Source organism: Nonomuraea sp. IBHARD001 (genome assembly GCF_056106265.1).
Map to the genome: position 1 here is coordinate 7,626,207 of NZ_JBWBBW010000002.1, position 24,495 is coordinate 7,650,701.

The 24,495-nt window shown below is 70.8% G+C and carries 27 protein-coding genes; 8 read left to right on the forward strand and 19 right to left on the reverse strand.

The window, feature by feature from the left end; translation table 11 throughout:
• Positions 1–2 precede the first annotated feature (2 nt).
• The 8 genes from mutM to ACTWNK_RS36290 all read right to left on the reverse strand — a co-directional run bounded on the left by mutM (position 3) and on the right by ACTWNK_RS36290 (position 8,132).
• Positions 3–860 carry a bifunctional DNA-formamidopyrimidine glycosylase/DNA-(apurinic or apyrimidinic site) lyase gene (gene mutM / locus ACTWNK_RS36255; protein WP_474309432.1) on the reverse strand — a complete coding sequence of 286 codons (858 nt, stop codon included), beginning with the start codon at positions 858–860 and terminating at the stop codon, positions 3–5.
• A 2-nt stretch (positions 861–862) separates the two neighbouring features.
• Positions 863–1,579: a ribonuclease III gene (rnc, locus tag ACTWNK_RS36260; RefSeq protein WP_474311086.1), complete on the reverse strand. Its 717-nt coding sequence runs from the start codon at positions 1,577–1,579 to the stop codon at positions 863–865.
• Between the two features lie 221 nt (positions 1,580–1,800).
• On the reverse strand, positions 1,801–1,980 hold the full coding sequence (rpmF, locus tag ACTWNK_RS36265; protein ID WP_474309433.1) for a 50S ribosomal protein L32: 180 nt from the start codon (positions 1,978–1,980) through the stop codon (positions 1,801–1,803).
• Between the two features lies 1 nt (position 1,981).
• A complete protein-coding gene (locus tag ACTWNK_RS36270) occupies positions 1,982–2,533 on the reverse strand; it encodes a YceD family protein (protein WP_474311088.1) in 552 nt (183 codons plus the stop codon).
• A 71-nt stretch (positions 2,534–2,604) separates the two neighbouring features.
• Positions 2,605–3,081, reverse strand: a complete 477-nt coding sequence (gene coaD / locus ACTWNK_RS36275; RefSeq protein ID WP_474309434.1) for a pantetheine-phosphate adenylyltransferase — start codon at positions 3,079–3,081, stop codon at positions 2,605–2,607.
• A 15-nt stretch (positions 3,082–3,096) separates the two neighbouring features.
• Entirely contained in the window at positions 3,097–3,666 is a 570-nt protein-coding gene (gene rsmD / locus ACTWNK_RS36280) for a 16S rRNA (guanine(966)-N(2))-methyltransferase RsmD (RefSeq protein ID WP_474309435.1), read from the reverse strand.
• A 592-nt stretch (positions 3,667–4,258) separates the two neighbouring features.
• The gene (gene recG / locus ACTWNK_RS36285) at positions 4,259–6,484 is read right to left on the reverse strand and encodes an ATP-dependent DNA helicase RecG (RefSeq protein WP_474311089.1); all 2,226 of its coding nucleotides are present in this window, start codon (positions 6,482–6,484) and stop codon (positions 4,259–4,261) included.
• A 79-nt stretch (positions 6,485–6,563) separates the two neighbouring features.
• Positions 6,564–8,132, reverse strand: a complete 1,569-nt coding sequence (locus tag ACTWNK_RS36290) for a DAK2 domain-containing protein (RefSeq protein WP_474309436.1) — start codon at positions 8,130–8,132, stop codon at positions 6,564–6,566.
• A gap of 209 nt (positions 8,133–8,341) precedes the next feature.
• Here ACTWNK_RS36290 and rpmB point away from each other — a divergent pair, with 209 nt between their 5' ends.
• Positions 8,342–8,527, forward strand: a complete 186-nt coding sequence (gene rpmB, locus ACTWNK_RS36295; protein ID WP_474309437.1) for a 50S ribosomal protein L28 — start codon at positions 8,342–8,344, stop codon at positions 8,525–8,527.
• A gap of 157 nt (positions 8,528–8,684) precedes the next feature.
• Positions 8,685–9,305, forward strand: a complete 621-nt coding sequence (locus tag ACTWNK_RS36300) for a hypothetical protein (RefSeq protein ID WP_474309438.1) — start codon at positions 8,685–8,687, stop codon at positions 9,303–9,305.
• 10 nt (positions 9,306–9,315) lie between these two features.
• Here the strand turns inward: ACTWNK_RS36300 and thiD are convergent, their stop codons facing one another.
• The 3 genes from thiD to ACTWNK_RS36315 form a co-directional block, all read right to left on the reverse strand.
• Entirely contained in the window at positions 9,316–10,101 is a 786-nt protein-coding gene (gene thiD, locus ACTWNK_RS36305; RefSeq protein WP_474309439.1) for a bifunctional hydroxymethylpyrimidine kinase/phosphomethylpyrimidine kinase, read from the reverse strand.
• 35 nt (positions 10,102–10,136) lie between these two features.
• On the reverse strand, positions 10,137–11,381 hold the full coding sequence (locus tag ACTWNK_RS36310) for a hypothetical protein (protein ID WP_474309440.1): 1,245 nt from the start codon (positions 11,379–11,381) through the stop codon (positions 10,137–10,139).
• 866 nt (positions 11,382–12,247) lie between these two features.
• Positions 12,248–13,405 carry a thiamine-phosphate kinase gene (locus tag ACTWNK_RS36315; protein WP_474311090.1) on the reverse strand — a complete coding sequence of 386 codons (1,158 nt, stop codon included), beginning with the start codon at positions 13,403–13,405 and terminating at the stop codon, positions 12,248–12,250.
• Here ACTWNK_RS36315 and ACTWNK_RS36320 point away from each other — a divergent pair.
• Positions 13,292–13,525, forward strand: coding sequence for an Lrp/AsnC family transcriptional regulator (locus ACTWNK_RS36320; RefSeq protein WP_474311092.1), 234 nt, complete (start codon positions 13,292–13,294; stop codon positions 13,523–13,525). The two genes, ACTWNK_RS36315 and ACTWNK_RS36320, sit on opposite strands and share 114 nt — an antisense overlap.
• 10 nt (positions 13,526–13,535) lie before the next feature.
• Positions 13,536–13,973, forward strand: a complete 438-nt coding sequence (locus ACTWNK_RS36325; protein ID WP_474309441.1) for a DUF3515 family protein — start codon at positions 13,536–13,538, stop codon at positions 13,971–13,973.
• A gap of 141 nt (positions 13,974–14,114) precedes the next feature.
• Here the strand turns inward: ACTWNK_RS36325 and ACTWNK_RS36330 are convergent, their stop codons facing one another.
• The 4 genes from ACTWNK_RS36330 to ACTWNK_RS36345 are packed head-to-tail and all read right to left on the reverse strand — an operon-like array spanning position 14,115 to position 18,004.
• Positions 14,115–15,209 (reverse strand): D-alanine--D-alanine ligase family protein, encoded by a 1,095-nt coding sequence (locus tag ACTWNK_RS36330; protein ID WP_474309442.1) that lies wholly within the window; start codon positions 15,207–15,209, stop codon positions 14,115–14,117.
• A 40-nt stretch (positions 15,210–15,249) separates the two neighbouring features.
• Positions 15,250–16,263 (reverse strand): trans-sulfuration enzyme family protein, encoded by a 1,014-nt coding sequence (locus ACTWNK_RS36335; RefSeq protein WP_474309443.1) that lies wholly within the window; start codon positions 16,261–16,263, stop codon positions 15,250–15,252.
• Positions 16,260–17,267 carry an NAD(P)H-dependent glycerol-3-phosphate dehydrogenase gene (locus ACTWNK_RS36340; protein WP_474309444.1) on the reverse strand — a complete coding sequence of 336 codons (1,008 nt, stop codon included), beginning with the start codon at positions 17,265–17,267 and terminating at the stop codon, positions 16,260–16,262. The genes ACTWNK_RS36335 and ACTWNK_RS36340 overlap by 4 nt, the downstream gene beginning before the upstream one ends.
• A gap of 20 nt (positions 17,268–17,287) precedes the next feature.
• On the reverse strand, positions 17,288–18,004 hold the full coding sequence (locus tag ACTWNK_RS36345) for a lysophospholipid acyltransferase family protein (protein WP_474309445.1): 717 nt from the start codon (positions 18,002–18,004) through the stop codon (positions 17,288–17,290).
• Between the two features lie 126 nt (positions 18,005–18,130).
• Between ACTWNK_RS36345 and cofC the strand changes: the two genes are divergently transcribed.
• Entirely contained in the window at positions 18,131–18,790 is a 660-nt protein-coding gene (gene cofC / locus ACTWNK_RS36350) for a 2-phospho-L-lactate guanylyltransferase (protein ID WP_474309446.1), read from the forward strand.
• 17 nt (positions 18,791–18,807) lie between these two features.
• Entirely contained in the window at positions 18,808–19,020 is a 213-nt protein-coding gene (locus ACTWNK_RS36355; protein ID WP_474309447.1) for a hypothetical protein, read from the forward strand.
• Positions 19,021–19,075: 55 nt separating this feature from the next.
• On the opposite strand, the gene ACTWNK_RS36360 is transcribed toward ACTWNK_RS36355, so the two are convergent.
• From ACTWNK_RS36360 to leuC, 4 genes are all read right to left on the reverse strand, one after another.
• On the reverse strand, positions 19,076–19,375 hold the full coding sequence (locus tag ACTWNK_RS36360; protein WP_474309448.1) for an HU family DNA-binding protein: 300 nt from the start codon (positions 19,373–19,375) through the stop codon (positions 19,076–19,078).
• Positions 19,376–19,473: 98 nt separating this feature from the next.
• Entirely contained in the window at positions 19,474–19,734 is a 261-nt protein-coding gene (locus ACTWNK_RS36365) for an SCO5555 family protein (protein WP_474309449.1), read from the reverse strand.
• On the reverse strand, positions 19,713–20,300 hold the full coding sequence (gene leuD / locus ACTWNK_RS36370; protein WP_474309450.1) for a 3-isopropylmalate dehydratase small subunit: 588 nt from the start codon (positions 20,298–20,300) through the stop codon (positions 19,713–19,715). Before leuD ends, ACTWNK_RS36365 begins: the two co-directional genes overlap by 22 nt.
• 11 nt (positions 20,301–20,311) lie before the next feature.
• Positions 20,312–21,700: a 3-isopropylmalate dehydratase large subunit gene (leuC, locus tag ACTWNK_RS36375; protein WP_474309451.1), complete on the reverse strand. Its 1,389-nt coding sequence runs from the start codon at positions 21,698–21,700 to the stop codon at positions 20,312–20,314.
• Positions 21,701–21,763: 63 nt separating this feature from the next.
• Here leuC and ACTWNK_RS36380 point away from each other — a divergent pair, with 63 nt between their 5' ends.
• Positions 21,764–22,480, forward strand: a complete 717-nt coding sequence (locus ACTWNK_RS36380; protein WP_474309452.1) for an IclR family transcriptional regulator — start codon at positions 21,764–21,766, stop codon at positions 22,478–22,480.
• 252 nt (positions 22,481–22,732) lie between these two features.
• Positions 22,733–24,472: a hypothetical protein gene (locus ACTWNK_RS36385; protein WP_474309453.1), complete on the forward strand. Its 1,740-nt coding sequence runs from the start codon at positions 22,733–22,735 to the stop codon at positions 24,470–24,472.
• Positions 24,473–24,495: the final 23 nt, after the last annotated feature.

Sequence of the window (24,495 nt, forward strand, 5' to 3'; positions counted from 1 at the left end):
GGTCAGCGAGGGCGGGGCTGGCAGCGGGGGCAGCTGTAGGAGGACCTGTTCATGAACGGCTCGCGCCTGATCGGCGTGCCGCAACGCGAGCAGGGCAGATCGCGGCGGCCGTAGGCCTCAAGGGAGCGGTCGAAGTAGCCGCTCTCGCCGTTGACATTGACATACAGGCTGTCGAAGGAGGTGCCGCCCTGCTCAAGGGCCGAGCCCATCACCTGGCGCACGGCCTCGAGCAGTTCGCCGACCTTGGGCCTGGACAGGGTGGAGGCCACCCTCGATCCGTGGAGCCTGGCGATCCAGAGCGCCTCGTCGGCGTAGATGTTGCCGACGCCGCTGATCACCGACTGGTCGAGCAGCACGCGCTTGATCTCGGTGTGCTTGACCTTCAACCGCCCGGCGAAGTACGCGGTCGTGAAGGCGTCCTCGAACGGGTCGGGTGCGATGTGCGCGATCGGCTCGGGCACGCCGGCGACCATGGGCGAGACCATGACGTGCCCGAACGTACGCTGATCGACGAATCGCAGATCGGGACCGCCGTCGGCGAAGCTCAGCCGCACACGCAGATGCTTCTCGGCGGGTGAGGCGGGGTCGACGACGAGGAGCTGGCCGCTCATGCCGAGGTGGGCGAGCATCGCGTCGCCCTCGTGGTGCGCGCCGCCGCCCAGCGGCAGCCAGAGGTACTTGCCCCGCCGTTCGGCCGACACGACCGTGCGGCCCTTGAGACGCAGGGCGAACTCGTCGGCTCCGAGGACGTGGCGGCGGATCGCCCGGGGGTGCAGCACCTCGGCGTCGGAGATCGTGCGGCCGCTCACCCATTGGGCCAGTCCGCGGCGGACGACCTCGACTTCCGGCAGCTCGGGCACGGCTACTCGCCCGGCGGGTTCTCGTGCTCGCGGCGGCCCCTGATGCGGGTCCACGCCGCCTCGGCGGCCTGCTGCTCGGCTTCCTTCTTGCTGCGGCCGCTGCCCGAGCCGAACGCCTCGCCGCCCACCCGCACGACGGCGGTGAAGGACTTGGCGTGGTCGGGGCCGCTCTCCTCGACGTGGTACTCGGGCACGCCGAGCGCCTCGGACGCGGTGAGCTCCTGCAGCGAGGTCTTCCAGTCGAGCCCGGCGCCGAGCGAGGCCGAACGGGTGATCAGCGGGTCGAACAGCAGATGCACCACGCGGAACGCCTCGTCGAGGCCCTTGTCGACATAGACCGCGCCGATCACCGCTTCGAGGGTGTCGGCCAGGATCGAGGACTTGTCACGGCCGCCCGTGCCCTCCTCGCCCCTGCCCAGCCGCAGGAAGCGACCAAGGCCGAGCGCGCGGGCCACATCGGCCAGGGCACGCATGTTGACCACCGCGGCCCGCAGCTTGGCCAGCTGGCCTTCCGGCAGGTCGGGGTGGTTGCGATAGAGGGTGTCGGTGACGACGAGGCCCAGCACCGAGTCGCCGAGGAACTCCAGGCGCTCGTTGGTGGGCAGGCCACCGTTCTCATAGGCGTAGGAGCGGTGCGTCAGCGCCCGCTCAAGGATCTCGGGGCCGAGCTTGACCACCAGAACATGGTCGAGCTCGTCTCTGGCGACCTCCACGGCCACCGGCTTGGGACCTGCGCCCACGTCATTTCCTCCTCGAACATCTCCGTGCCTCCGCCTCAAGGCTGGGCGATGACCAGAGATGCCCGAAAACGTGGTGGGCGTCGGGGATGATCCCCGGCGTCCACCACGGTCGCGGGCCAACCGCCACCGCACGCACCTGAGACGGTAACGCCGACCGGGGCACAATGGCACCCGGTCGGCATCACGTCAACTCAGTGCGATCAGGCAGACGGCTCGATGACCTGACGACGGTTGTAGGTGCCGCAGGTCGGGCACGCGATGTGCGACTGCTTGGGCGAGCGGCACTGGGGGCAGCTCACCAGCGCGACAGCGGACGTCTTCCACTGGGCGCGGCGGGCGCGGGTGTTGCTCCGCGACATCTTCCGCTTCGGAACGGCCACGTCAGCTCTCCTGATCGTTGTGATTCTCGGTGATCAAGCCTTGCAACGACGCCCATCGAGCGTCGATCTTCTCGTGCCCGTGGTCAGGCTCGGCATCGGCCAGCCTGACCCCGCACTCCACGCACAACCCCTTGCAGTCGTCCTGACAGACGGGGCTGAGCGGCAGTGCGAGCACCGCCGCGTCGCGGAATGTCGGCTCGAGGTCGAGCAGCTCCCCGTCGAGCAGCGAGTCCTCCTCCGAGGCATCCTCGTCGGAGTAGAAGAACAGCTCCTGCACGCCGACCTCGATCTCGGAGGTCAGCGGCTCAAGACACCGCGCGCACTCACCCGCGAGGGGAGCGTGAGCCGTGCCCGTGACGAGCACGCCTTCCATCACTGCTTCGAGCCGGAGATCCAGCTCGACTTCGGCGCCCTTGGGAACGCCGATCATGTCGACGCCGAGATCTGCCGGTGCCGGGAGGGACAGGGTCATCTTGCGCATCGAGCCTGGCCGTCTGCCCAGGTCATGGGTGGAGATCACCCAAGGGGCGCGGGGGTCGAGGTGCTGAGTCATCCTGCTCTCGCTAGGCATGGCGAAATCGTCGCCGTCGTACAAGGCCGAATAGCAACAATACCAGGCGTTGGTCAGCCCCTGAGCCGCTCTATCAGCAGCTTGTGCACCAGGTCGGGGACCAGGCCCGACACATCCCCTCCGTAGCGGGCAATCTCCTTCACTCGGCTGGAGCTCAAGAACGAGTATTCCGGATTGGTGGGCATGAACAACGTCTCCACGCCCGACAGCCGGTAGTTGAGCTGCGCCATCTGCAACTCGTAGTCGAAGTCACTGACGACCCTGATCCCCTTGACGATCGCGGGGATCTCCTGCTGCTTGCAGAAGTCGACCAGCAGGCCGTGGAACTTCTCCACGCGCACGTTGCCGAACTCCCTGGTCACGGTCTGCAGGATGTCGATCCGCTCGTCGACCGTGAACAGACTGCTCTTCTCGATGTTGATCAAAACGGCCACGGTCACCTCGTCATACAGCCGGGAGGCCCGGCCGATGATGTCGAGGTGGCCATTGGTGATGGGGTCGAACGACCCCGGGCAGACAACGCGACGCAAGACGCCTCCCCAGGTCTATGGGTGCCCGGCGGCGCGACCGTACCAAACGGCCGCTTCGCCATATCGACGGACCCTCTGCTCAACGTATGCCCGCGGCCAAACCAGGTCGTTTCCCCTGCTCTCGCGCTCGACCACGATCAGCGCCTCCTCGGCGAGCCAGCCGTTGTCCCGCAAACCCTCCAGCACCTTGGTCACATCCGCGTCACCGACCGCATAGGGGGGATCGGCGAAAACCACGTCATAGGGCTCCGCGCACGGCCTGCCGGTCAGGCGTTCGACCCGCTCGGGCGACACCCTGGCCTGATCGCCGAGGCCGAGATCGGCGATGTTCGCCCTGATCACCTTGACCGCCCTGGCGTCCGACTCCACCAGCAGCACCCGCTCGGCCCCCCGCGAGACCGCCTCGAGCCCGACGGCTCCCGACCCTGCGTACAGGTCCAGCACGGCCGCACCCTCAAGGGAGCCGTGCAGCGACAGGATCGTGGAGAAGATGCCCTCCCTCGCCCGGTCGCTCGTCGGCCGAGTCCCCCGTCCCTGCGGCACCGCCACCCTCCGGCCCCCCGCACTGCCCGCGATGATCCGCACCCCGCACCCCCTGCCGCTCGCCTCTTGCCCCTGCCTATTGGATCTATTGTCCCGCCTCCCGATTGCCCTTCATCACCCCAGGTCAAGACTGGGCAAGTGTCGGCCTGCAATGCGCAAGGGTGATTCACATCGCCCTTCACGACCCGCATGATGAGTTCTGCGGCCTTCACGATGACCCAGATGAAGGCCGACCGGCGTGATCGTGAGCCCTTCCGCACGCCGGTTCCCTCGGCACCTGACCCGAGGGTGGGCCCAGGCGGGGACGGCATTCGGGGGGAGGCCGTCCCCGCTGCGGCATTTCCGCGGCGGTATCCCGAGGGGCCTGCGGGTCGTGCATTCTTCGCGCGTTTTCCCGGCTTTGGCGAGGGGCGTCGGACGCTCTCGCGTATTTCTCGTCTCGCCTTTCCCGTCGGGCACTCCAGAAATGCCGCACTGTGCCCGGAACGTTGGCCGCTCAGCCGAAGTCCCGCTGGGGAAAGCGTGCGTGACGGGGCGCGACCACGTGCCGGGCGGGGGCCGCCGACCAGGCTTGCCGTAGAGGGTGGTCAGGCTTTTCGGATGGGCGTGTCGCCGTGCGCGGAAAACGCCCGGGTCAGGTCTTCTCCAGATAGTCGGCTCGTTCGTCGGCCAGAAGGCGGCCGATCTCCGCGTTCAACCCGGGATGTGCGGACAGCTCCGGATCCTGCTCCAGCAAACGCCCCGCCTCCTCACGGGCCGACACGATGACATCCTCGTCACGCAGCAGTTGCAGCAGCTTGAGCGACGAGCGCTTGCCGGACTGGGCGGCGCCGAGCACGTCGCCCTCGCGGCGTTGTTCGAGGTCGACGCGTGACAGCTCGAAGCCGTCGAGGGTCGAGGCCACGGCCTCCAGCCGATCCCTGGCGGGCGTGCCCGCGGGGAAGTCCGAGACCAGCAGGCACAGGCCGGGCAGGCCGCCTCGGCCGACGCGGCCCCTGAGCTGGTGCAGCTGGGAGACGCCGAACCTGTCGGCATCCATGATGATCATGACGGAGGAGTTCGGCACATCGACGCCGACCTCGATGACCGTCGTGGCGACCAGCACGTCGACCTCTCCCCTGGTGAACGCGCGCATGATCGCGTCCTTGTCCTCAGGGGGAAGCTTGCCGTGCAGGACCTCGACCCTGAGGCCGCGCAAAGGGCCTTCGGACAGCATCTCGGCCACGTCGAGCACGGCCAGCGGCGGTCTGCGTTCGTCGTCCGGCTTGGTCAGGTCGCCCTCGTCGCCCTCGGTGTCGCCGATGCGCGGGCACACGATGTAGGCCTGACGGCCCAGTCCGACCTCCTCACGCACCCGCGCCCACGTGCGGTCGAGGTAGTGCGGCTTCTCGGCGGCGGGCACGACGTGCGTGGTGATCGGAGCACGGCCGGAGGGCAGCTGGGACAGGACCGAGACCTCCAGGTCGCCGAACACCGTCATCGCCACCGTGCGCGGGATCGGCGTGGCGGTCATCACCAGCACGTGCGGCCTGCCGCCGCCCGCCTTCTCCCGCAGGGCGTCGCGCTGCTCGACGCCGAACCTGTGCTGCTCGTCGACCACCACCAGGCCGAGGTCGGCGAACTGCACCCGCTCCTGCAGCAGCGCGTGCGTGCCGACGACGATCCCGGCGGCGCCCGACGCCGCGTCCAGCATGGCCGAGCGCCTGGCCGCCGCGCCCATCGAGCCGGTGAGCAGGGCGACGGCCGTGCCGCCGAACATGCCTCCCGTGGCGAGGTCGCCGAGCATGGCGGTGATCGACCGGTGGTGCTGCTGGGCGAGCACCTCGGTGGGCGCCAGCAGGGCCGCCTGCCCACCGGCGTCGACGACCTGCAACATCGCGCGCAAGGCGACGACCGTCTTGCCCGCGCCGACCTCTCCCTGGAGCAGCCGGTGCATGGGGTGTTCGATGCCGAGGTCGTGCGCGATCTCCTCGCCCACGGCCGACTGCCCTTCGGTGAGGGTGAACGGCAGCCGCCCGTCGAAGTCGTCGAGCAGCCCGCCCGCCGTGCGCGGCCTGGCCTTGGCCGGCCAGGCGATCGCCGCCTGCCTGCGCTGCAGCAGAACGGCCTGCAGCACGAACGCCTCGTCGAACTTCAGCCGTTCCCGCGCCCGACCCACATCGGCGAAGTCCTTGGGCCGATGGATGGCCACCAGCGCGTCGCCGAGATCGGCCAGCCTGCGTCTGGCCCGCAACTCGGCGGGCAGCGGGTCGTCCAGCGGTCCGAGCGTGTCGAGCACCACGCCGATCGCCCGCCTGATCGCCCACGGCGTGAGGTCCTTGCCCGCCGGGTAGATCGGCACCGGCGCCGCCGCGAACTCGGCGGCGTCGCTCTCGCCGCTCTCGTCGAACAGCTCGAACTCCGGATGGGAGAGCTGCCAGCGCCGTTTGTCGGCATTGCCGAACGCGCCGACCTTCCCGGCGAACATGCCTCGTCTGCCGGGCTTGAGGCGGGTCTCGGCGATGTGGGAGCCCTTGCCGAAGAAGGAGAGGTAGATCCTGTTGCGATTGCCGTCGACGACCTCGACCTCGAGCCAGGTGCCGCCCCTGTTGCGCATCGGCTTGCGCATGGCCCTGGTCACCTCGCCGACGACCGTCACGTGCTCGTCGATCTCCAGGGAGTCCATGGCGGTGAGCTCGCCGCGCTCGGCATAGCGGCGCGGGTAGTGGCGCAGCAGGTCCCCGACCGTCTCCAGGCCGAGTACGGCATGCAGGAGCTTGGCGGTCTTGGGGTCGAGCGCCTTGGTCAGCGGCTCGTCGAAACGACTGCGCCTGCCGCCCGCGTCGGCCGCAGGCGAGGTGTCGTGGTCACTGGTGCGCACGGTCGGCTCGCTCACGACCATCAGTTCTACCCTGACCGACCGACAAGCCGCGCCCTCCCGCTCCGGAAGCACGCACCGGCTACTCCACGCCGATCAGCAACGGGTACCCGCCCTGCCCGCCTTCGTATGACATGACCTCCACGTCCGGCCTGGTCCGCCCGAGATGCTCGACCACGGACGCGGCGAGCCCTTCGTCCGCCTCGCAGCCGACGACCAGCGTGACCAGTTCGCCGCCTCCCGCCACCATGCGGTCGACGACGAGCGCCGCCACCTCCTGCGGTGTGCGGCCGATCACCACGACGTCCCCGTCGATCAGCCCGAGCACGTCGCCGGGACGGCACACGCCCGCACTCGTGAACGCCTCGCCGTCGGCCACGGTGAGCTGCCCGTGCCTGGTGTGCGCGGCGGCGTCGGTCATCGCCACCACGTCGTCGTCGAAACGCCGCAGCGGATCGTGCACAGCCAGCGCGGCCAGCCCCTGCACGGTGGCCCTGGTCGGCAGCACGCTGACCGCGACGCCCTCCTCACGGGCGATCTCGGCGGCGGCTGCGGCCATGGCCTGCACGCCCTGGTCGTTGGGCAGCACGATGACCTCGCTGCCGGCCTGCCTGATCGCGGCCAGCAGCGTCGGCAGGCCGGGACTCGACCCGGGCTCACGCCGTACGGTGACCGCGCCCGTCTCCTCGAACAGGGCCGCGATGCCGTCGCCCGCCGCGACGGCCACCACGCCACGGCCCGCAGCGATCCGGTGCGGACGGCCGGGTGCGGCGAGGTAGGTGACCTTCACGCGGTGCGGACGGCCGACGCGCATGCCCGCCTCGATGGCGGCTCCCGCGTCGTCGACGTGGACGTGCACGTTCCACAGCCCTTCGCCGCCGACGACGACCAGCGAGTCGCCCATGGCGTCGAGTTCCTCACGCAGCTTGCGCACGGCGTCGTCCTCGGCGTCGAGAAGGTACATCACCTCGTAGCCCGCCCCCGACCCGGTCATCGGCAGCACCCGCGAGGTCGGCGCCGGCACGTCGTAGCGCTGGGCGTAGGCGTCGGTCACCACGGCGGCCAGCGCCTCCAGCACCAGCGTCAGCCCGGCGCCTCCCGCGTCGACCACCCCGCTGCGCGCCAGCACCTCCAACTGCCCGGTCGTACGGCCGAGCGCCTGCCGCGCGCTCGTCGCCGCCCGCCTGGCGACCGCGTCGAGCCCGGTGGCGCCGTCGAGCGGCGTCACGGCGTCGGCGACCGCGCTCAGCACGCTCAGCACCGTGCCCTCGACCGGTCTCGCGACCGCCCCTCTGGCCTGGTCCGCCGCGTGGATCAGGCCGTCGCGCAGGAGCGCGCCCGTGCAGTCGCCGCCCTTGAGCACCTCGGCGAGGCCGCGCAACGCCTGACTGAGGATGACGCCCGAGTTGCCGCGCGCCCCGATCAGCGCCCCGTAGGCGAGCGTCTGCCACACGACGGCCGCGTCCACGTCGTCGGGCAGGTCCTCCACGGCCTCGGCGGCCGACACCATGGTCAGGTGGAGGTTCGTCCCGGTATCGCCGTCGGCAACGGGAAAGACGTTGAGCGCGTCGATCTCCGACCTCGTACGGCCGAGCGTGTCGGCGGCCAGCCGGGCCCATCGCCGGACCGAGGGCGGGTCGAGTACCTCCATGCGTGCGCTCCGACCTCCCCGAATGCGCTACCGTTCATGGAGGAGAATATCCGCAATCGTGAGCGGAGGCAGGTTCGCCTCCTTCCTCGCGTGGCATGCACTGCTGTGGATCGGATATCCTCGTCTGGCTGGCCGGTTGTCCCGGCATGCCCGCCGCCCGGAATGCATCAGCGGACAGGGCTATATCGACTGTAATAAGGAGCGATACCGTGGCTTCCGTCTGCGATGTCTGCCGCAAGGGGCCGACCTTCGGCAACAACGTGTCCCACTCGCACCGCCGCACCCGTCGTCGTTGGAACCCCAACATCCAGACGGTCCGCGCGCTGGTCGGCGGCACGCCGAAGAAGATGAACGTGTGCACCTCGTGCATCAAGGCGGGCAAGGTCACCCGCTAGTTCGCGACTTCCGAAGCCCGGCATTCCTTCAGGGATGCCGGGCTTCGCGCGTTCCGCACTGGAAAGCGTTCCGCGTTGGAAGCCCTCGCGTTGGAAAGCGGTCCACTCCGTGGCCTGGGGACAGGAAAGCGACAGACGCATGTTCTAGCGTCGAAAGGTGAGTCTTCGCCTCAGTACCTCGGCCAATACCCTTCAGAAGATCTGCACGGTCGTCTTCTCCGTGCTCTTCGCGAGCGTGGCGACGGTGATCGTGCTCGGTGTCGGCGCCGCGCTGGGCGTCGGTTTCGGCGCGGACGGGTTCGGCAGGTTCGCGGGCGACGACCCGGACTTCCCCGGCGCGGCCGGACTGCCGCAGGCGCTCGACTGGGTGATCGCCGGGCTCGTCGTGCTGCTGCTCGCCCTGGTCGTCACCGGGGTGGCCACCGCGGTGCTCGGCGCGTTCAGAGGCGGCGCCGAGCTCGACGGGTCGGTGTTGCGCGTGCGCGGCGCCTACCGGGTGCGCAGTGTCGACCTGGCCACGGCGAAGATCGGCCTCAACACCGTGCGGGCGGCCGGAGTCGATGAGCACATCGCGCGCGGCCGTGTCCCCTGGCTGCACGCCCAGGCGCCGGGCGCACGCCAGGTCAGGCTGCGCCTGCACGGCTCGAACGGCTCGCTGCTCCCGTCCGCCGAGCTCACCGCCCTGGCCGAGGCCGTCGACGCCGGCCGTACCGGCCCCGAGCCCGCCGCCGCCCTGCTGCACCGGCTGGCGAGCGACCCGCTCGCCAGGCTGTTCTGAGGCCGCCGGCTCAGCGCCACTGCCAGGCATGGTCCACGGGGCCGATGCCGGACCCGAGTGCGAAGCCGTTGGCGATGGCCCCGGTGACGTACTGCTTGGCCTTGGCCACGGCGCCGGGCACGTCCTCGCCGCGTGCGAGGTAGGAGGCGACCGCCGAGGCCAGGGTGCAGCCGGTGCCGTGGGTGTGGCGGTTGTCCAGGCGCTCGGCCCTGAAGCGGTGTTCGACGACGCCGTCGGTGAGCAGGTCGACGGAGTCGCCCGGCAGATGCCCGCCCTTGATCAACGCCCAGGTGGGGCCGAGCTCCAGCACGGCGTCGGCGGCGCGGCGCAGGTCGTCCTCGCCCTCGACCTTGACCGAGGTGAGCTGCTCGACCTCCCACAGGTTCGGCGTGACGACGGTCGCGATCGGCAGCAGCCGGGTACGCAACGTGTCGACGGCCTCGGGCGCGAGCAGCGAGTCGCCGTGCTTGGAGACGCCGACGGGATCGACGACCACGGGCGCCCCCGCCGAGGCGAGCAACTCGGCGACGACCTCGACCAGGGCGGGTGTGGCCAGCATGCCGGTCTTGACGGCCTGCGCCCCGATATCGCCGAGCACCGAGTCGAGCTGGGCGCGCACGGCTTCGGCGGGCAACTCCCAGTAGCCCTGCACGCCCAGTGAGTTCTGCGCGGTGACGGCGGCGATCACACTCATCCCGTGCACGCCGAGCGCCAGCATCGTCTTCAGATCGGCCTGGATGCCCGCCCCGCCGCCCGAGTCTGATCCGGCGACGGTGAGCACGCGAGGAGGGGTCATGCCGTTCATCCAACCACTCGCCCCTCGCCCGCGCGTCAGGCGACCACGCAGTCACCCCCGACCAGCCCGCACCTGCCGGGCGCTGCGGCCTTGCCCGAGGCCTCGAAGCGCACCCGCAGCGTCGCGCCCTTGGGCAGGTCGCGGTCGGGTTCGATGATCAGAAGGCCGCCGTCCTGCTGCCAGTCGGCCCCGACGACGCCGAGTACCCTCCCGCTGACCGGCACGCTGATCGTCCAGCGCGACAGCGACTCGCCGCCCTCGTTGACCATGCGCAGTTCGGCCAGGTAGCTGTCGGTGCCCTCCTCCATCACGCCGAAGGCCAGGTTCACCGCGGCGCCGCCCGACATCGACGACAGCTGGGTGGCCCCGGGCTGCGTCGGCGCGACCGTGGGCTCGGCGAGCGTCGGCGGGGTCGTGGGCTCGCCGCCCTCCCCCGTCTCCGTGCCCTCGTCCGTCGGCTCGGGCGCCGAGGTCGGATCGGCCTGGTCGGGGTCCCCGGCCTGTGCGGTGCGGGTGGCCTTGGGGGTGGGAGTACGGCGAGGCGCCCTGGTCGTGGGCGTGGGCTCCGGCTGCGTGGGGGCCTGCGTCGTGGCCGGGTCGTCGCTCGGCAGCGGTTCGGCCTCCAGGTCCTCCTCGTCGGTCGGCTCGGACACGGGCGAGGTCAGGCCGGTGGGCGAGGGCGGGCAGGCCACGGTCTCGCACTCGGCCGCCGCTCCCGTCGGCGAGCTCATCAGCCGTACTCCGGCCACGGTGCCGCCCAGCACCACCGCCACGGCGGTGACGGCCAGCAGGGCGATCTTCACCTTGCCCGCGGGGGCGGCGGGCTCGTCGTCCCAGTCCTCCTCGTCCCGTCTGCCCCGGCGCCGCCTGCCCCGCGAGCGCGGTTCGTCGTCGTCGATGCCGATGTCGTCGTTGGACCAGCCCGATCCGAGGAACCCGGTCGCGGGGGCGTCGTCGAACGCCTCTCCCGCCGCGAAGCCGCGCGTGCGGTCGTCGCCCTGTCCCTGCGCCACTCGGCCGTGCTCATCCCCATGAGCCTGCGGGCGGCCGTCGCCCTGAACCCCGTAAGTCTGTGTACGCCCGTCCTCGAACTCGTGGCCCCGCCTGTCGTCACCGAACGACCGCGTGCCTCCGTCCCCGAACGCCTGCGTGCCCCGATCCCCGAAGTCCCCCTGCGCCCCCCGATCCCCCGGCCCACCGGCGGAGGCCGCGAGCGGGTACGCGGCGAACGCCCCGGTCTCGTCCACCGCGGGGTTCGGCCGCCCGTGTGCGTCGATCATCCCCTGCTGTCCGGGGAATCCCTGGGGAGGCGTCCCCTGCCCCTGGAATCCACCGGGAGGACCGCCCACCGGGTGCCCGGGGTGCCCGGCCGGATGACCGCCTTGCCCGGCCGGATGACCGATCTGCCCCCCTGGATGCCCGGCCTGTCCCGCCGGATGACCGGGTTGCCCCGACAAGCCCCCTTGGTGGCCTTCCTGCCCCGGAAAGCCGCCCTGTGGCGCCGACGGCCCGCCGAAGCCACCTTGCGGCCCGGAATGCGACGAGCGCCCCTCCTGAGGCCCATGGGGGCCTTGGCCGGGATATGCGGCGAACATCCCGGTCATCTCGGGCCCAGCCCCTGGAGACGGCGTGGACGCCAGCGGCCCGGTGTCGGGGCCACCGCCGAACACGTCCCCCTGCCCGGGGCCAGGCCCAGGTCCGGGTCGATACCCCCCTGAGTACTGCGGCGCGAAGGCGCCGGTCTCCGTCATACCTGCGGAATGCCCCGTTGACCCGGCAGGCGCCTCAGGCCGCGCCCACGGGCCGCCGCGATCGTCGAGGACGTCGGGGGAGGCGCCGAGATGCGGCGGAAGCGGAGGCGCGGGACGCCACTGCCCCGTCACCTCGATCTGGTCGGGAGGCACCGGCCAGCCGGGGCCCGCGTCGGGGAACCCTCCGTGCGGAGGGGTGCCGGGCACCGGCGCACCGTAGTGCTCACCTGCGCCGAAGGCGTCCTGTGACGCGGGGTCGTGCGGGTCGTTGCCATGACGGCCCATGACTTCCCTTTCTTCTGGGTACATGGCCGCCCATCTTCATAACATCTTTAATACGCGTTTGTCACAACTTTCACTGCAACATCACAGGCAGCCACCTAAATCCGGACAGCTTACGCCCGAAAGTGATCCCAGCCACCAGGGCCCGCCAGACGCCCCTCGACCTGCACATTCGCCCCATCGGGTCCGGCTTCCACCACCCGCCCGACAACCTGCCAGCGCGAAGGCAGCCGGATTCCGGCCGGAAAGGCAGCCACGAGCGCGTGGTCGTCGCCTCCGGTGAGCACCCACTCCAGTGGATCGACGCCGAGCTCCTTGGCCGCCGCCGCCACCGGATCGCCGATCGGAAAGGCGCCGGGATCGAGCACCACGCCCACCCCCGAGGCCTTCGCGATGTGCCCGAGGTCCTGCACCAGCCCGTCGCTGACGTCGAGCATCGCACTGGCCCCGAGCCGAGCCGCCTCGGGCCCGCACGAGTACGGCGGGCACGGCCGCCTGTGCCCGTCGACGGCGGCGAGCAGCTCCCCGGGCAACCGGTTGAACAGCTGGGTGACCCCGCCCTCCAGCAACGCCAGCCCCGCACCCGCGTAACCGAGCCGCCCGGCGAACGCCACCACGTCGCCCGCCCTGGCCTTCGACCGCGTCACCGGCTCCCTGCCGCCGAGGTCGCCCAGCGCGGTCACGCCGATCACCACCGACTCCGACCGTGTGATGTCGCCCCCCGCGACGCTCGCCCCCACCAGAGCGCACTCGTCGCGCAGCCCGTCGGCCAGGGCGTCGAGCCAGTCGACCGGCGTGGAGGCGGGCATACCGAGCCCGACGACGATCGCGGTGGGCTCGGCCCCCATGGCAACGACGTCGGAAAGATTCTGTGCTGCGGCCTTTCGCCCGATGTCATACCCACTGGACCAATCGCGGCGAAAGTGCCTACCCTCAAGCAGAAGGTCGGTTGTCACGACGACGCGGCCGTCGGGCGCGCTGACGACGGCGGCATCGTCACCAGGGCCGAGCAATACTCCGACGCCCTGCGACAAACGCTCCCCGATTCGGGTAACGACTCCGAATTCGCCGAGATCTCCTACTGTGATGACACACCTCCTGTTGGACACAGGGTACGGTGGCGATTCGGCGCTGATCCAACCGCCCGGGAGGACGTCATGGTGCAGGCCTACATCCTTATTCAGACCGAAGTGGGCAAGGCGGCGAATGTGGCGAGGGAGATCGCCTCGATCACCGGCGTCACCCAGGCCGAAGACGTGACCGGCCCCTATGACGTCATCGTGCGCGCCGAGGCCCGCAACGTCGACGAGCTGGGCAAGCTGGTCGTGGCCCAGATCCAGGCCGTCGAGGGAATCACACGCACGCTGACGTGCCCCATCGTCCACATCTAGCGAGACCCTCGTGAAGCTGCGCCCGGCCCTGGTGCCCGCTCTCGCCTGTGCCGGACTCCTGCTCGCCGGGTGCGGCGGCGCCGTCCAGGTGGAGCCGCCGACCCCGCAAGGCCCGGCGCTCGCCGCCTGTCAGGCCCTGGCGAAGCTGCTGCCCGCCACCCTCGACGGAGCGGGCCGCGCCGAGACGGTCCCGGCCTCGCCCTTCGTGGCGGTGTGGGGCGAGGCGGAGATCGCGGTGCGCTGCGGCGTGCCCAGGCCGTACAAGATGGCGCCGACCGATCAGCTCTCCGAGATCGACGACGTCGGCTGGTATCCCGATCCCGATGTCGAGACGCTGTTCACCGCCGTGACCGATCTGGCCTATGTCGAGGTGACGGTCGGGCGCACGCACGAGGCGCCCGCCGTGCTGGTCGACCTGTCGGGGCCCATCAAACGCGCCACGACGTGACGGCGGCCCGCCGGAGTCCCGCTGGAGCATGCGTGCTGGACGGGCCCCGGCCCCGTGACCGCGGTGGCCCGGGTACGGCCTGCCGTAACGGGGCGGCGTCGTAACAGGGCGGTGTCGTAACGGGGCGGCGTTCCGACCGGGTCAGCGCAGGCCGGGGGAGCGGGAGAGGGCGAGCTGGACCAGGTGGTCGACGAGGGCGGCGTAGGTGAGGCCGCCGGCGCCGAGCAGCTGGGGGGCCACCGAGAGCGAGGTGAAGCCGGGCATGGTGTTGATCTCGTTGAAGACCAGCTTGCCCTCCTCGGTGTAGAAGAAGTCGACCCGGGACAGCCCCTCGCACTCCAGCGCCTCGAACGCGCGCACCGCCATGGCCCTGATCTCCTCGGCCTTGTCGGCGGGGATGTCGGCGGGCACGGCCAGCGACATCTGGTCGGCGTAGTACTTGGCCTCGAAGTCGAAGAACTCCTGGCCGCCCTCCACCAGCACCTCGCCCGGCTCCGAGGCGATCGGCGGCTCGTCGCCCAGCGACTGCAGCACCGCGCACTCGATCTCACGCCCGACGATCGCCGCCTCGACCAGCACCTTGGGGTCGTGCTCGCGCGCCAGGTCGACGGCACGTTCCAGCGAGGCGACGTCGTGCGCCTTGGAGATGCCCTGGCTGGACCCGGCGCGCGCCGGCTTGACGAACACCGGCCAGCCGAGCTCCTCGACCTCCTTGACCACGCGGTCGCGCTCCAGCCGCCAGTCGCGCTCCCTGACCACGACATACGGGCCGATGGGCAGCCCGGCGGAGGCCATGACCGCCTTCATGTACGCCTTGTCCATGCCGACGGCGCTGGCCAGCACGCCCGAGCCGACATAGCGCACGCCCGCCATCTCCAGCAGGCCCTGGATCGTGCCGTCCTCGGCGAAGGGGCCGTGCATGACGGGGAAGACGACATCGACCTGGCCGAGTTCGACCGGGATGGCGCCCGACTCGTAGGCGATGAGCGGTCCGCTCCCCGACGGCAGCGCGAGCCCGGCTCCCGCGTCGTCGACGATCGGCAGTTCGCCGTCCTCGATCGCGTAGCGCTGCCCGGCCGAGCCGAGCACCCACCGGCCGTCCTGGGCGATTCCGATGGGGATCACTTCGTACTTGGACCTGTCGATCACCTGCAGCACGCTGCCGGCTCCCATGAGGGAGACGGCGTGCTCGGAGTTGCGACCACCGAAAACAACCGCGACGCGTGGCTTGCTCATGAATCCCGAATCTACCGCGTCCGAGCGGCAAACCCACTTGTCAGCGCTGCGAGTCGAGCGCTCTGGTGACATCGGCGATGAGGTCCTCGGCGTCCTCCAGGCCCATAGAGAAGCGCAGCGACTCCCCCGCCACCGTCGCCCTCGTCACCGCCCCACCTGCGACGACGCCGGATTCGACCAGCCGGAACCGGGTGAGCAGCTTGCCCGGGTCGCCCTGCGGGGTCAAGGTGACGCAAGGCCCGAAACGGGTGCCTTCCGGACCCGAGTCGAACAGCCTGCGCGCGAGCTGGTGCCCCGGATGCCACGGCAGCCCCGGGTAGTCGACACGGGTGACGGCCGGATGCTTGGCCACGGCCGCGGCGAACACCATCGCGGTCGAGCACATCCTGCGGATCCGCAGCGGCAGCGTCTCCAGCCCCCTGCGCAGCAGGAACGCGTCGTCGGGGCCGAGCGACGCGCCCAGGTCGGCGGCCACCTGCCTGAGCCTGGCCACCAGATCGGGCCTGCCGACCACGACGCCGCCGCCGAGCCCCGCCTGCCCGCCGAGGAAGCCGCCCGCCGAGTGCAGCACCAGGTCGGCGCCGTGTTCGAGCGGCCTGCAGACGACCGGCGTGGCCAGGGTCGAGTCGACGACGAGCAGTGCGCCCGCTCCCCTGGCGATCCGATACAGGCTGCGGATGTCGGCCACACTCATCGCGGGCTCGGCGAGCGTCTCCACATAGACGATCTTCGTGATCGGCTTGACCGCCTCGCGGACCCTGGCCAGATCGGCGAAGTCCACGAAGTCGGCGCTGACCCCGAACCTGGACATCACATTGGTCAGCAACCCGTCGCCTGGCGCGGGCGCCACCACGTGGGTGCCGCCGCGCAGGAACGTCATGAGGATCGCGCTCAGCGCGGCGCCCGCCGAGGCGAAGGCGTGACCGGCGACGTCCTCGGGCGCTGCGGCTCCCTCAAGGGAGGCCACGGAGGCGGCGAACACATCGGCGGCCTGCCGTTCCCTGGTCGGTGGCGGGAGCCGTACCGACCTGGTGTTCTCGCCCGCGCGCCTCACACTCCGTACCGTTCGGGCTTGGGCGAGCGCGACATCAGCAGGACGCCTGCTTCTCCCGGCGTCATCCCGTCGTGTACGACTCCTACGACGACCTCGGTGATCGGCATCTCCACGTCGTGCTTCCTGGCAAGTTCGAGGACCGACTCGCAGGACTTGACGCCCTCGGCGGTCTGCTTGGTCGCGGCGATGACCTCTGCCAGTGTCATGCCGCGCCCCAGATTCTCGCCGAACGTCCGGTTGCGCGACAAGGGGGAGGAGCAGGTCGCCACCAGATCTCCCATGCCGGCCAGACCCGCGAACGTGTGCGCGTCGGCGCCGAGCACCGCGCCCAGTCTGGCGATCTCGGCCAGGCCTCTGGTCATCAGGGTGGCCCTGACGTTGTCGCCGAGTCCCATGCCCGCCGCGATGCCGACCGCGAGCGCGATGACGTTCTTGACCGTGCCGCCGAGCTCGGCGCCCACCACGTCGGGGTTGGTGTAGGGCCGAAACCACGGCACGTGGCACGCCTCCTGGAGCCGCTCGGCGACCTCCGGATCGGCACAGGCCACGACGGCCGCCGCCGGCTCCCTCCTGGCGATCTCCAGGGCCAGATTGGGCCCGGACACCACCGCGATCCGCTCCTCGGGCACGCCCGCGACCTCGCGGATCACCTCGCTCATCCGCTTTGTCGTGCCGAGCTCGATGCCCTTCATCAGGCTGACGAGCACCGCGCCGTCGGGCAGGTGCGGCTGCCAGTGCGCGAGGTTGGCGCGCAACGTGTGCGAGGGTACGGCGAGCACCACGAAGTCGGCGCCGTCGAGCGCCTCCACCGGGTCCGTGGTCGCCCGCAGCGAGGACGGCAACGCGATGCCCGGCATGTAGTCGGGATTCTCGTGGCGCCGATCGACCGCCTCGACGATCTCCGCTCTGCGTCCCCAGAGGGTCGTCTGTGTGCCGGCCTCTGCGAGGATCATGGCGAACGTGGTGCCCCACGAGCCGGTGCCGAAAACGGCGGCCTTGGTCATCTGTTCACCGTACGCCGAAATCAGGGGTGGGCGGGATCGAAAGGCTTCGGCGGCGGCGCCTGACCGCGAAGCTCGGCGAGCTGGGCCGTGATGGCCGCCATGATGTCGGCCGTCGCCGCTCTGAGCACGTCCGCGTGTGGTTCGAGCCCGGCGTACTTCGACAGGTCGACCGGCGGCCCGGCCTGCGCCCTGAACGTCTTGCGCGGCAGCAGCCTCGGCCGCTTGGCTCCGTAGGGCAGCAGGTCCTGCGCGCCCCAGTGCGCCACCGGGATCACCTGCGCGCCCGTCTCCAGGGCCAGCCTGGCCACGCCCGTCTTGCCGGCCATCGGCCACAGCTGCGGATCGCGGGTCATCGTGCCCTCCGGGTAGAACAGCACCGCCGCGCCCTCCTCGGCCAGCCGCTCCTTGGAGATCAGCAACGATCTGGCCGCCTCCGCGCTGCCCCGCCTGACCGGGATGGCCCGCAACGCGCGCACGGCGATCCCGAGCAGGGGCACGTCGAACAGCGCCGCCTTGGCCAGGATCGTCGGCCACCGCCCGTGGTTGTAGAGGTAGTGCGACAGCAGCACTGGATCGGTCCACGACAGGTGATTGGCTGCGATGATCACGCCGCCCGTGCGCGGGATCCGGTCGCCCGCACGCCAGTCCTTCCTGACCAGCAGCCACGAGAGCGGCTTGACGATCACGACTGCGAAGGCCTCCCAGAATCGGGTGGGCCGGCCGGGGCGCCCTCTCATTGACCTTCCTCCCACACACGTGCGCGAGATCCGCGCGGCCCCAGTCTCGCGGGTGGCGGCCGGTGATGTCGAGGTAGCGACATACCGGTTGACCGCCGCGAAGGGGGAGGCGGGATGCTACACGGTATGAGCATCCGCTGGTCGCTGGTCATCCCGGTCAAGACACTGGTCGCGGCGAAGACGCGGCTGGCCGCCGCGACGGGCCCGCATCGCACCCGCCTGGCCGTCGCCGTCGCGTGCGACACCCTCTCGGCCGCGCTGGCCTGCCCCCTGGTCTCCCGGGTGATCGTCGTCACCGCCGACCCCGCCGCCGCGGGCCCGCTGGCCGCGCTCGGCGCCGACGTGGTCCCCGACCCCGACCGCGGTCTCAACACCGCTCTGCGCGCGGGCGCCGCCCATGCCGTACGGCTGGCGCCCGGTGACGCGGTCGGCGCGCTGCAGGCCGACCTGCCCGCGTTGCGCCCCGCCGAGCTGGCCCTGGTGCTCCAGGCCGCCGCCGACCACGACCAGGCCTTCGTCCCCGACGCCGCCGACGTCGGCACCACGTTCTACGGGGTACGGCCGGGCGTGAGGTTCTCCCCCGGCTTCGGCGGCGAGTCGCGGGCCAGGCATCTGGCCAAGGGCGCCAAGGAGCTCGGCCTGGACGGGATCGCCTCAGTACGGCGTGACGTGGACACACCCGACGACCTGCGGGCGGCGTTCGTCCTGGGACTGGGCCCGCACACGGCCTCGGTGGTCGCCGACCTCGATCTCGGGCCCGGCGGGCCTCCCCTCACGCGCCGATAGCGCCTACGCTGGTCGGCGTGCAGGCGACGGTGCGTGACTTCGACCAGGCGACCCGTTCGGGCTCGGTCTTCCTCGACGACGGCAGCGTGCTGCCGTTCGACTCCCACGCCTTCGACGCGGGCCCGCTGCTGTTGCTGCGCGGCGGCCAGCGCGTCTCCATCGTGCTCACCGGCGGCGAGATCACCTATGTGACGCTGTCGACGTTCGCGGTGCCGCCGCAGCTGCCCTGAACGCCGACGCCCGGACCTCCTGGTCGAGGAGATCCGGGCGGGCACGCCGATGCGGCTACTTCTTCTTGTTGGCCTTCTTGCCGCCGACGTTGACCAGCTCCTTGAAGTCCGAACCCGGACGGAACTTCGGCGCCCAGCTCTCGGCGACCTTGATCTCGGCGCCGGTCGAAGGGTTCCTGGCCGTGCGCGCAGGCTTGTGGACCATCTCGAACGCGCCGAAGCCCGTGATCGAGACCTTGTCGCCGCCGGCGACGGCACTCTGAATGGCCTCGAGCACCGCGTTCACGGCCTCGGTGGCCGTCTTCTTGTCGCCCACCCGGTCCGCGATGGCGTCGACGAGTTCCCGCTTGTTCATGTAGGTTTCGCTCCCCCTGTTACGGCTCGGGGTTCCAGCACGAGTCACCGGTTAGAAACCCCTTACGGGCTCGAAATTAAGCGGGATCGCAGGCGAACTCAATCACCCAGCGTGTTTTCGCGTGCGTGTGGCGTGTCGGAGTGCTCGCCCAGGTCGCCCAGAAAGACGTCCAGACGGGTCGCGGCGAGCGCCAAATCGCGTTTCGCGAGGTCACAAATCGCCAGAAAGCGTCGCGAAAGCCGCTCTCTTTCCTCGATCGGCACGGACAACGCCCGGACGCGGCGGTGCGCCTCACGCAACCGCCGCGCCAGCGTGTCGTCTTCCAGGGGTACGTCGTCTAGACGGTCGTCGGCAGCCATGGCTGCCGACCATTCTCGTATGCCGTCACGTCGTCGGCGTGACGCAGGGTCAGACCGATGTCGTCCAGGCCCTCCATCAGCCGCCAGCGCGTGTAGTCGTCGATCTCGAAAGCCGCGCTCTGATCGGCCCAGCGCACCTGGCGCTCGGCCAGGTCGACGGTGACGGGCGTCGTCGGGTCCGCCTCGATCGCGGCCTGCAACGCCTCGACGGTCTCGCCGGGCAGCACGACCGGCAGCAGGCCCATCTTCGTGGAGTTGTTGCGGAAGATGTCGCCGAACCTCGCCGCGATCACGACGCGGAAGCCGTACTGCTGCAGGGCCCACACCGCGTGCTCGCGCGAGGAGCCGGTGCCGAAGTCCGGGCCGGAGACCAGGATCGAGCCGCCCTCGTAGGACGGGTCGTTGAGCACGAACGTCGGGTCCTCGCGCCAGGCCGAGAACAGGCCCTTCTCGAAGCCGGTCCTGCTGACCTGCTTCAGCCAGACCGCGGGGATGATCTGGTCGGTGTCGACGTTGCTGCGGCGCAGGGGCACCGCGGTGCCGGTGTGCGTGGTGAAAGCGTCCATGTCAGTCCTTCCTAGGCCAGGTCGGCGGGGGCGGTCAGGCGGCCGGTGACCGCGGTCGCGGCCGCGACCTGCGGCGAGACCAGGTGGGTGCGCCCGCCCTTGCCCTGGCGGCCCTCGAAGTTGCGGTTGGAGGTGGAGGCGCTGCGCTCGCCCGGGGCCAGCGTGTCCGGGTTCATGCCCAGGCACATCGAGCAGCCGGCCTCACGCCACTCCGCGCCGGCGGCCTTGAACACCTCGTGCAGCCCCTCCTGCTCGGCCTGCAGCTTGACCAGCATCGAGCCAGGCACGATCAGCGTGCGCGTCTTGACCTGACGCCCGCGCAGGATCTCGGCCGCAGCCCGCAGGTCCTCCATCCGCCCGTTGGTGCACGAGCCGACGAACACCGTGTCGACCTCGATCTCGCGGAGCGGCGTGCCCGCCGTCAGGCCCATGTACTCCAGCGCGCGCTCGGCGGCCGAACGCTCGATCGGGTCGGCGAAGTCCTCGGGATCGGGTACGGCGGCGCCGAGCGGCAGGCCCTGGCCCGGGTTGGTGCCCCACGTGACGAACGGCGTCAGCGTCGAGGCGTCGATCTCGACGACCGTGTCGAAGACGGCGTCGTCGTCGGTGACCAGGGACTCCCAGTACGCGACGGCCTGGTCCCAGGCCTCGCCCTCGGGCGCGTGCGGGCGGCCCTTCAGGTAGTCGAACGTGGTCCGGTCCGGAGCGATCAGCCCGGCCCGCGCGCCCGCCTCGATGGACATGTTGCAGACCGTCATCCGGCCTTCCATCGACAGTTTGCGGACGGCCTCGCCCCGGTACTCGACGATGTAGCCTTGGCCGCCGCCGGTGCCGATCTTGGCGATGATGGCCAGGATCAGGTCCTTGGCGGTGACGCCGACCGGCAGTTCGCCCGACACCTCGATGGCCATGGTCTTCGGCCGGTACGCCGGGAGCGTCTGGGTGGCCAGCACGTGCTCGACCTCGGAGGTGCCGATGCCGAACGCGATGCCGCCGAAGGCCCCGTGCGTGGAGGTGTGGGAGTCGCCGCACACGATCGTCATGCCCGGCTGGGTCAGGCCGAACTGCGGGCCGATGATGTGCACGACGCCCTGGCCGGCGTCGCCCATCGGGTGCAGGCGGATGCCGAACTCGGCCGCGTTCTTGCGCAGGGTCTCGACCTGGGTCTTGGAGACCGGGTCGGAGATCGGGCCGAGCACGGTCGGGACGTTGTGGTCCTCGGTGGCGATGGTCAGGTCGGGACGCCGCACGGGCCTGCCTGCGAGACGGAGTCCGTCGAACGCCTGCGGGCTGGTGACCTCGTGAATGAGGTGCAGGTCGATGTAGAGCAGGTCGGGTTCGCCGTCCGCGCGCCTGACGACGTGCTGCTCCCAAACCTTCTCCGCGAGTGTGCGGCCCATCCCATCTCCTCCTTGAGATCCGCCGACTTGCTTTCTCATATGTCGAGACGGCAGTATCGGTGTATGGACAACTCTAGCGGAGTCGGCGTACTCGACAAGGCCGTTCTCGTGCTCAACGCCCTCGAAGCGGGTCCGGCCTCGCTCGCGCAGCTCGTCCAGGCCACCGGACTGGCCAGGCCGACGGCGCACCGGCTCGCCGTCGCCCTTGAGCACCACAGGATCGTCTCGCGCGACACCCAAGGCCGATTCGTGCTGGGCCCGAGGCTGTCGGAGTTGTCCACCGCGGCCGGCGAAGACCGCCTGCTCGCGGTGGCCGCACCCGTGTTGACGCAGCTCAGGGACCTGACCGGGGAAAGCGCCCAACTGTACAGACGCCAGGGCGACGAACGCGTGTGCGTGGCCGCCGCCGAACGTTCGAGCGGCCTGCGCGACACCGTCCCCGTCGGCTCGGCGCTGCCGATGAGCGCCGGGTCGGCCGCTCAGATACTGCTGGCGTGGGAGGAGCCCGACCGTCTGCACAGGGGCCTGCGCGGTGCGAAGTTCACCGCCGCCACCCTGGCCAGCGTCCGCAGGCGCGGCTGGGCCCACAGCGTGGGCGAACGCGAGCAGGGCGTGGCCAGCGTCTCGGCCGCCATCCGGGGCGCCGGGGGCAAGGTCATCGCCGCGGTGTCGGTCTCGGGCCCCATCGAACGCCTCACGCGCACCCCCGGGCGCTTGCACGCCGTTCCCGTGATGGCGGCAGCAGAACGCATCACCGACGCCATGCGCCGCTCCAACTGACCCCACCCCCCGGGCCGGGCGCCACCGCCGCCGCCCTCGCCCCCTCTTCGCCGCCCCTCCCCCTCGCCGTCGCCCTCCCCGCAAACCCCCCTCCCCACGGGAAACACCCCCCGCGGACGTCTCAGCGTCGAGGGAGCACAGGGCCCTTGGGAGGCATATGCGGTAGGCAATCCGACAGTTCTGGATTTTTCGTGATCAACGCTAGGGCCATTTCGGGAGGCGAGCGCACCCGGGGCGCACTAGCCTGAGTGGGTGACAGATCGCATCGAGGTAGCCGCCACTGAGCTGCGTCCACTGCTCCAAGAGTTCATCCTGTGGGCGCAGGAGCGCGCGCCCGGCAGTGACCCCGACCTGGTCGGGCCCGTGGCCCTCTGGCACAGGCTCGTCGCCTCCGACAATGTCGGCAGGTGGCGCCAGGGCGACCTCGGGACCCTGCTGCTCGACCGCATGCCCAAGGTCGTCGAAGACCCTGAGGAGGCGGCCGACGGCCTCGTTCCGGCTGTCCGCAACTATCTGACCTTCCTCTCGGAGGAGGGCAGGCTCACCGGCGACTCCGACTCGCTCGACACTCTCCTGCGCGAGCTCGACGAGGTCGAGGACGACTTCGTCGACGCCATGGAGGACCTCATCGCCGAGCACGGCGACGAAGAGGAGGACGAGGACGAGGAGCTCGAAGAGGGCACCGACCTCGGTGACTTCGAGCCGTTCGCCGACGAGCTCGCCGACCTGCCGACGATCAGGCTCCGGCCCGACGCCGAGCTGGCCGCCGACGCCAGGGCCGTCCCGCTCATCGCCAAGGCGCGCGACCTGGCCCTGTGGGTCGGTCCCGGCCGGGTGGTCGGCGAGGAGTCCCTGCTGGGCGATGCCGAGATCGGCCAGGCGCTCGCCGTCGTCGGCCTGCCGTTGCCGCAGGTCGAAGGTTCGCTGGCGCAGGCCGTACCCCAGCTGTGGAACATCTGGAACCTCGCGGTCGACCTGGAGTTCCTCACCCCCGACGGCGAGGACACCGTCAGCGTCGACGGCGACACGGGCGAGTGGCCCTTCGACGATGACGACGACGTGCTCGACGCCTGGACGCTGGGGCTGCCCTCGGTCGACTACGGCGACCCGGAGCTGGCCGACGAGGACCTCACGGTCGCACTCGAAGGCCTGACCAGGGGATTGCTGGTCAGGCTGCTGCTGGCGGGCGGCTCCCGTCCGCTGCGGGAGCTGCGCGAGGAGCTCGCCGAGGCCGCGGCCGACATCGACGAGCTCGGCGCCGACGCGTGGGCCGCGGCGACCGAGCACTACGGCGACCCGCTGGCCCCGGTGCTCGACTGGCTGGCCGGATACGGCATGGTGACGCTCGGGGAGCACGTCACGCTCACCGCGCTCGGCACCGACGGCCTGGTCTCGCTGGTCGAGGACGGCGAGATCGAGCTCGACGCGCGCCCGGCGATCGACTCCATGTCGGCGCACGACCTGCTCGCCGTCAGCGCCGCGCTGCCCGAGGAGGAGGCGGACGCCGAGTTCGCCGCCTGGCTCGACCGGCGCGAGCCGGCCAAGGCCGCGCAGGAGCTGCTGGAGGCCGCCGCCGAAGACGTCAACGACGCGCTCATCCGCGTCCAGGCCGCGAGCCTGGTCGGGGCGCTCGGCGAGGCGGCCACCCCCGCCTGGCAGGCCGCGCTCGACGTGGCGTCGCTGCGCCCCTACGCCGCCACTCATCTGACCCAGCTCGGCGTCGAGGGCGCACCCGAGCCCGACCAGGCCGACACGCACTGGCTCATCCTCGACATGTGGTCGATCTCCGCGGGTCTCGGGCACGAGGAGTTCGCCAGCAGCCTGCACGACATCGGTCCCGACCTGCTCGGCACCGTGATCGAGGAGTCGTGGCGCATCCCGCATCCGCACGTGGAGGACCTGCTCGACCTGATCTCCCAGGTCCACCCCGACCGCCAGGTCGGCAAGGCGGCCAAACGCGCGCTGTTCAAGGCCCGCTCGACCGGCCGCTGACCCGGCAACCGCAGGGCGCCCGC

Coding starts and splice junctions, on each gene's coding strand:
- ACTWNK_RS36270 (WP_474311088.1), bottom strand. CDS start 2,533: ATGACTCAGCACCTCGACCCCCGCGCCCCTTGGGTGATCTCCACCCAT.
- ACTWNK_RS36290 (WP_474309436.1), bottom strand. CDS start 8,132: ATGGAGGTACTCGACCCGCCCTCGGTCCGGCGATGGGCCCGGCTGGCC.
- thiD (WP_474309439.1), bottom strand. CDS start 10,101: ATGACCCCTCCTCGCGTGCTCACCGTCGCCGGATCAGACTCGGGCGGC.
- ACTWNK_RS36310 (WP_474309440.1), bottom strand. CDS start 11,381: ATGATCGACGCACACGGGCGGCCGAACCCCGCGGTGGACGAGACCGGG.
- ACTWNK_RS36320 (WP_474311092.1), top strand. CDS start 13,292: ATGGTGCAGGCCTACATCCTTATTCAGACCGAAGTGGGCAAGGCGGCG.
- ACTWNK_RS36330 (WP_474309442.1), bottom strand. CDS start 15,209: ATGAGCAAGCCACGCGTCGCGGTTGTTTTCGGTGGTCGCAACTCCGAG.
- ACTWNK_RS36340 (WP_474309444.1), bottom strand. CDS start 17,267: ATGACCAAGGCCGCCGTTTTCGGCACCGGCTCGTGGGGCACCACGTTC.
- ACTWNK_RS36345 (WP_474309445.1), bottom strand. CDS start 18,004: ATGAGAGGGCGCCCCGGCCGGCCCACCCGATTCTGGGAGGCCTTCGCA.
- cofC (WP_474309446.1), top strand. CDS start 18,131: ATGAGCATCCGCTGGTCGCTGGTCATCCCGGTCAAGACACTGGTCGCG.
- ACTWNK_RS36360 (WP_474309448.1), bottom strand. CDS start 19,375: ATGAACAAGCGGGAACTCGTCGACGCCATCGCGGACCGGGTGGGCGAC.
- ACTWNK_RS36365 (WP_474309449.1), bottom strand. CDS start 19,734: ATGGCTGCCGACGACCGTCTAGACGACGTACCCCTGGAAGACGACACG.
- leuD (WP_474309450.1), bottom strand. CDS start 20,300: ATGGACGCTTTCACCACGCACACCGGCACCGCGGTGCCCCTGCGCCGC.
- leuC (WP_474309451.1), bottom strand. CDS start 21,700: ATGGGCCGCACACTCGCGGAGAAGGTTTGGGAGCAGCACGTCGTCAGG.
- ACTWNK_RS36380 (WP_474309452.1), top strand. CDS start 21,764: ATGGACAACTCTAGCGGAGTCGGCGTACTCGACAAGGCCGTTCTCGTG.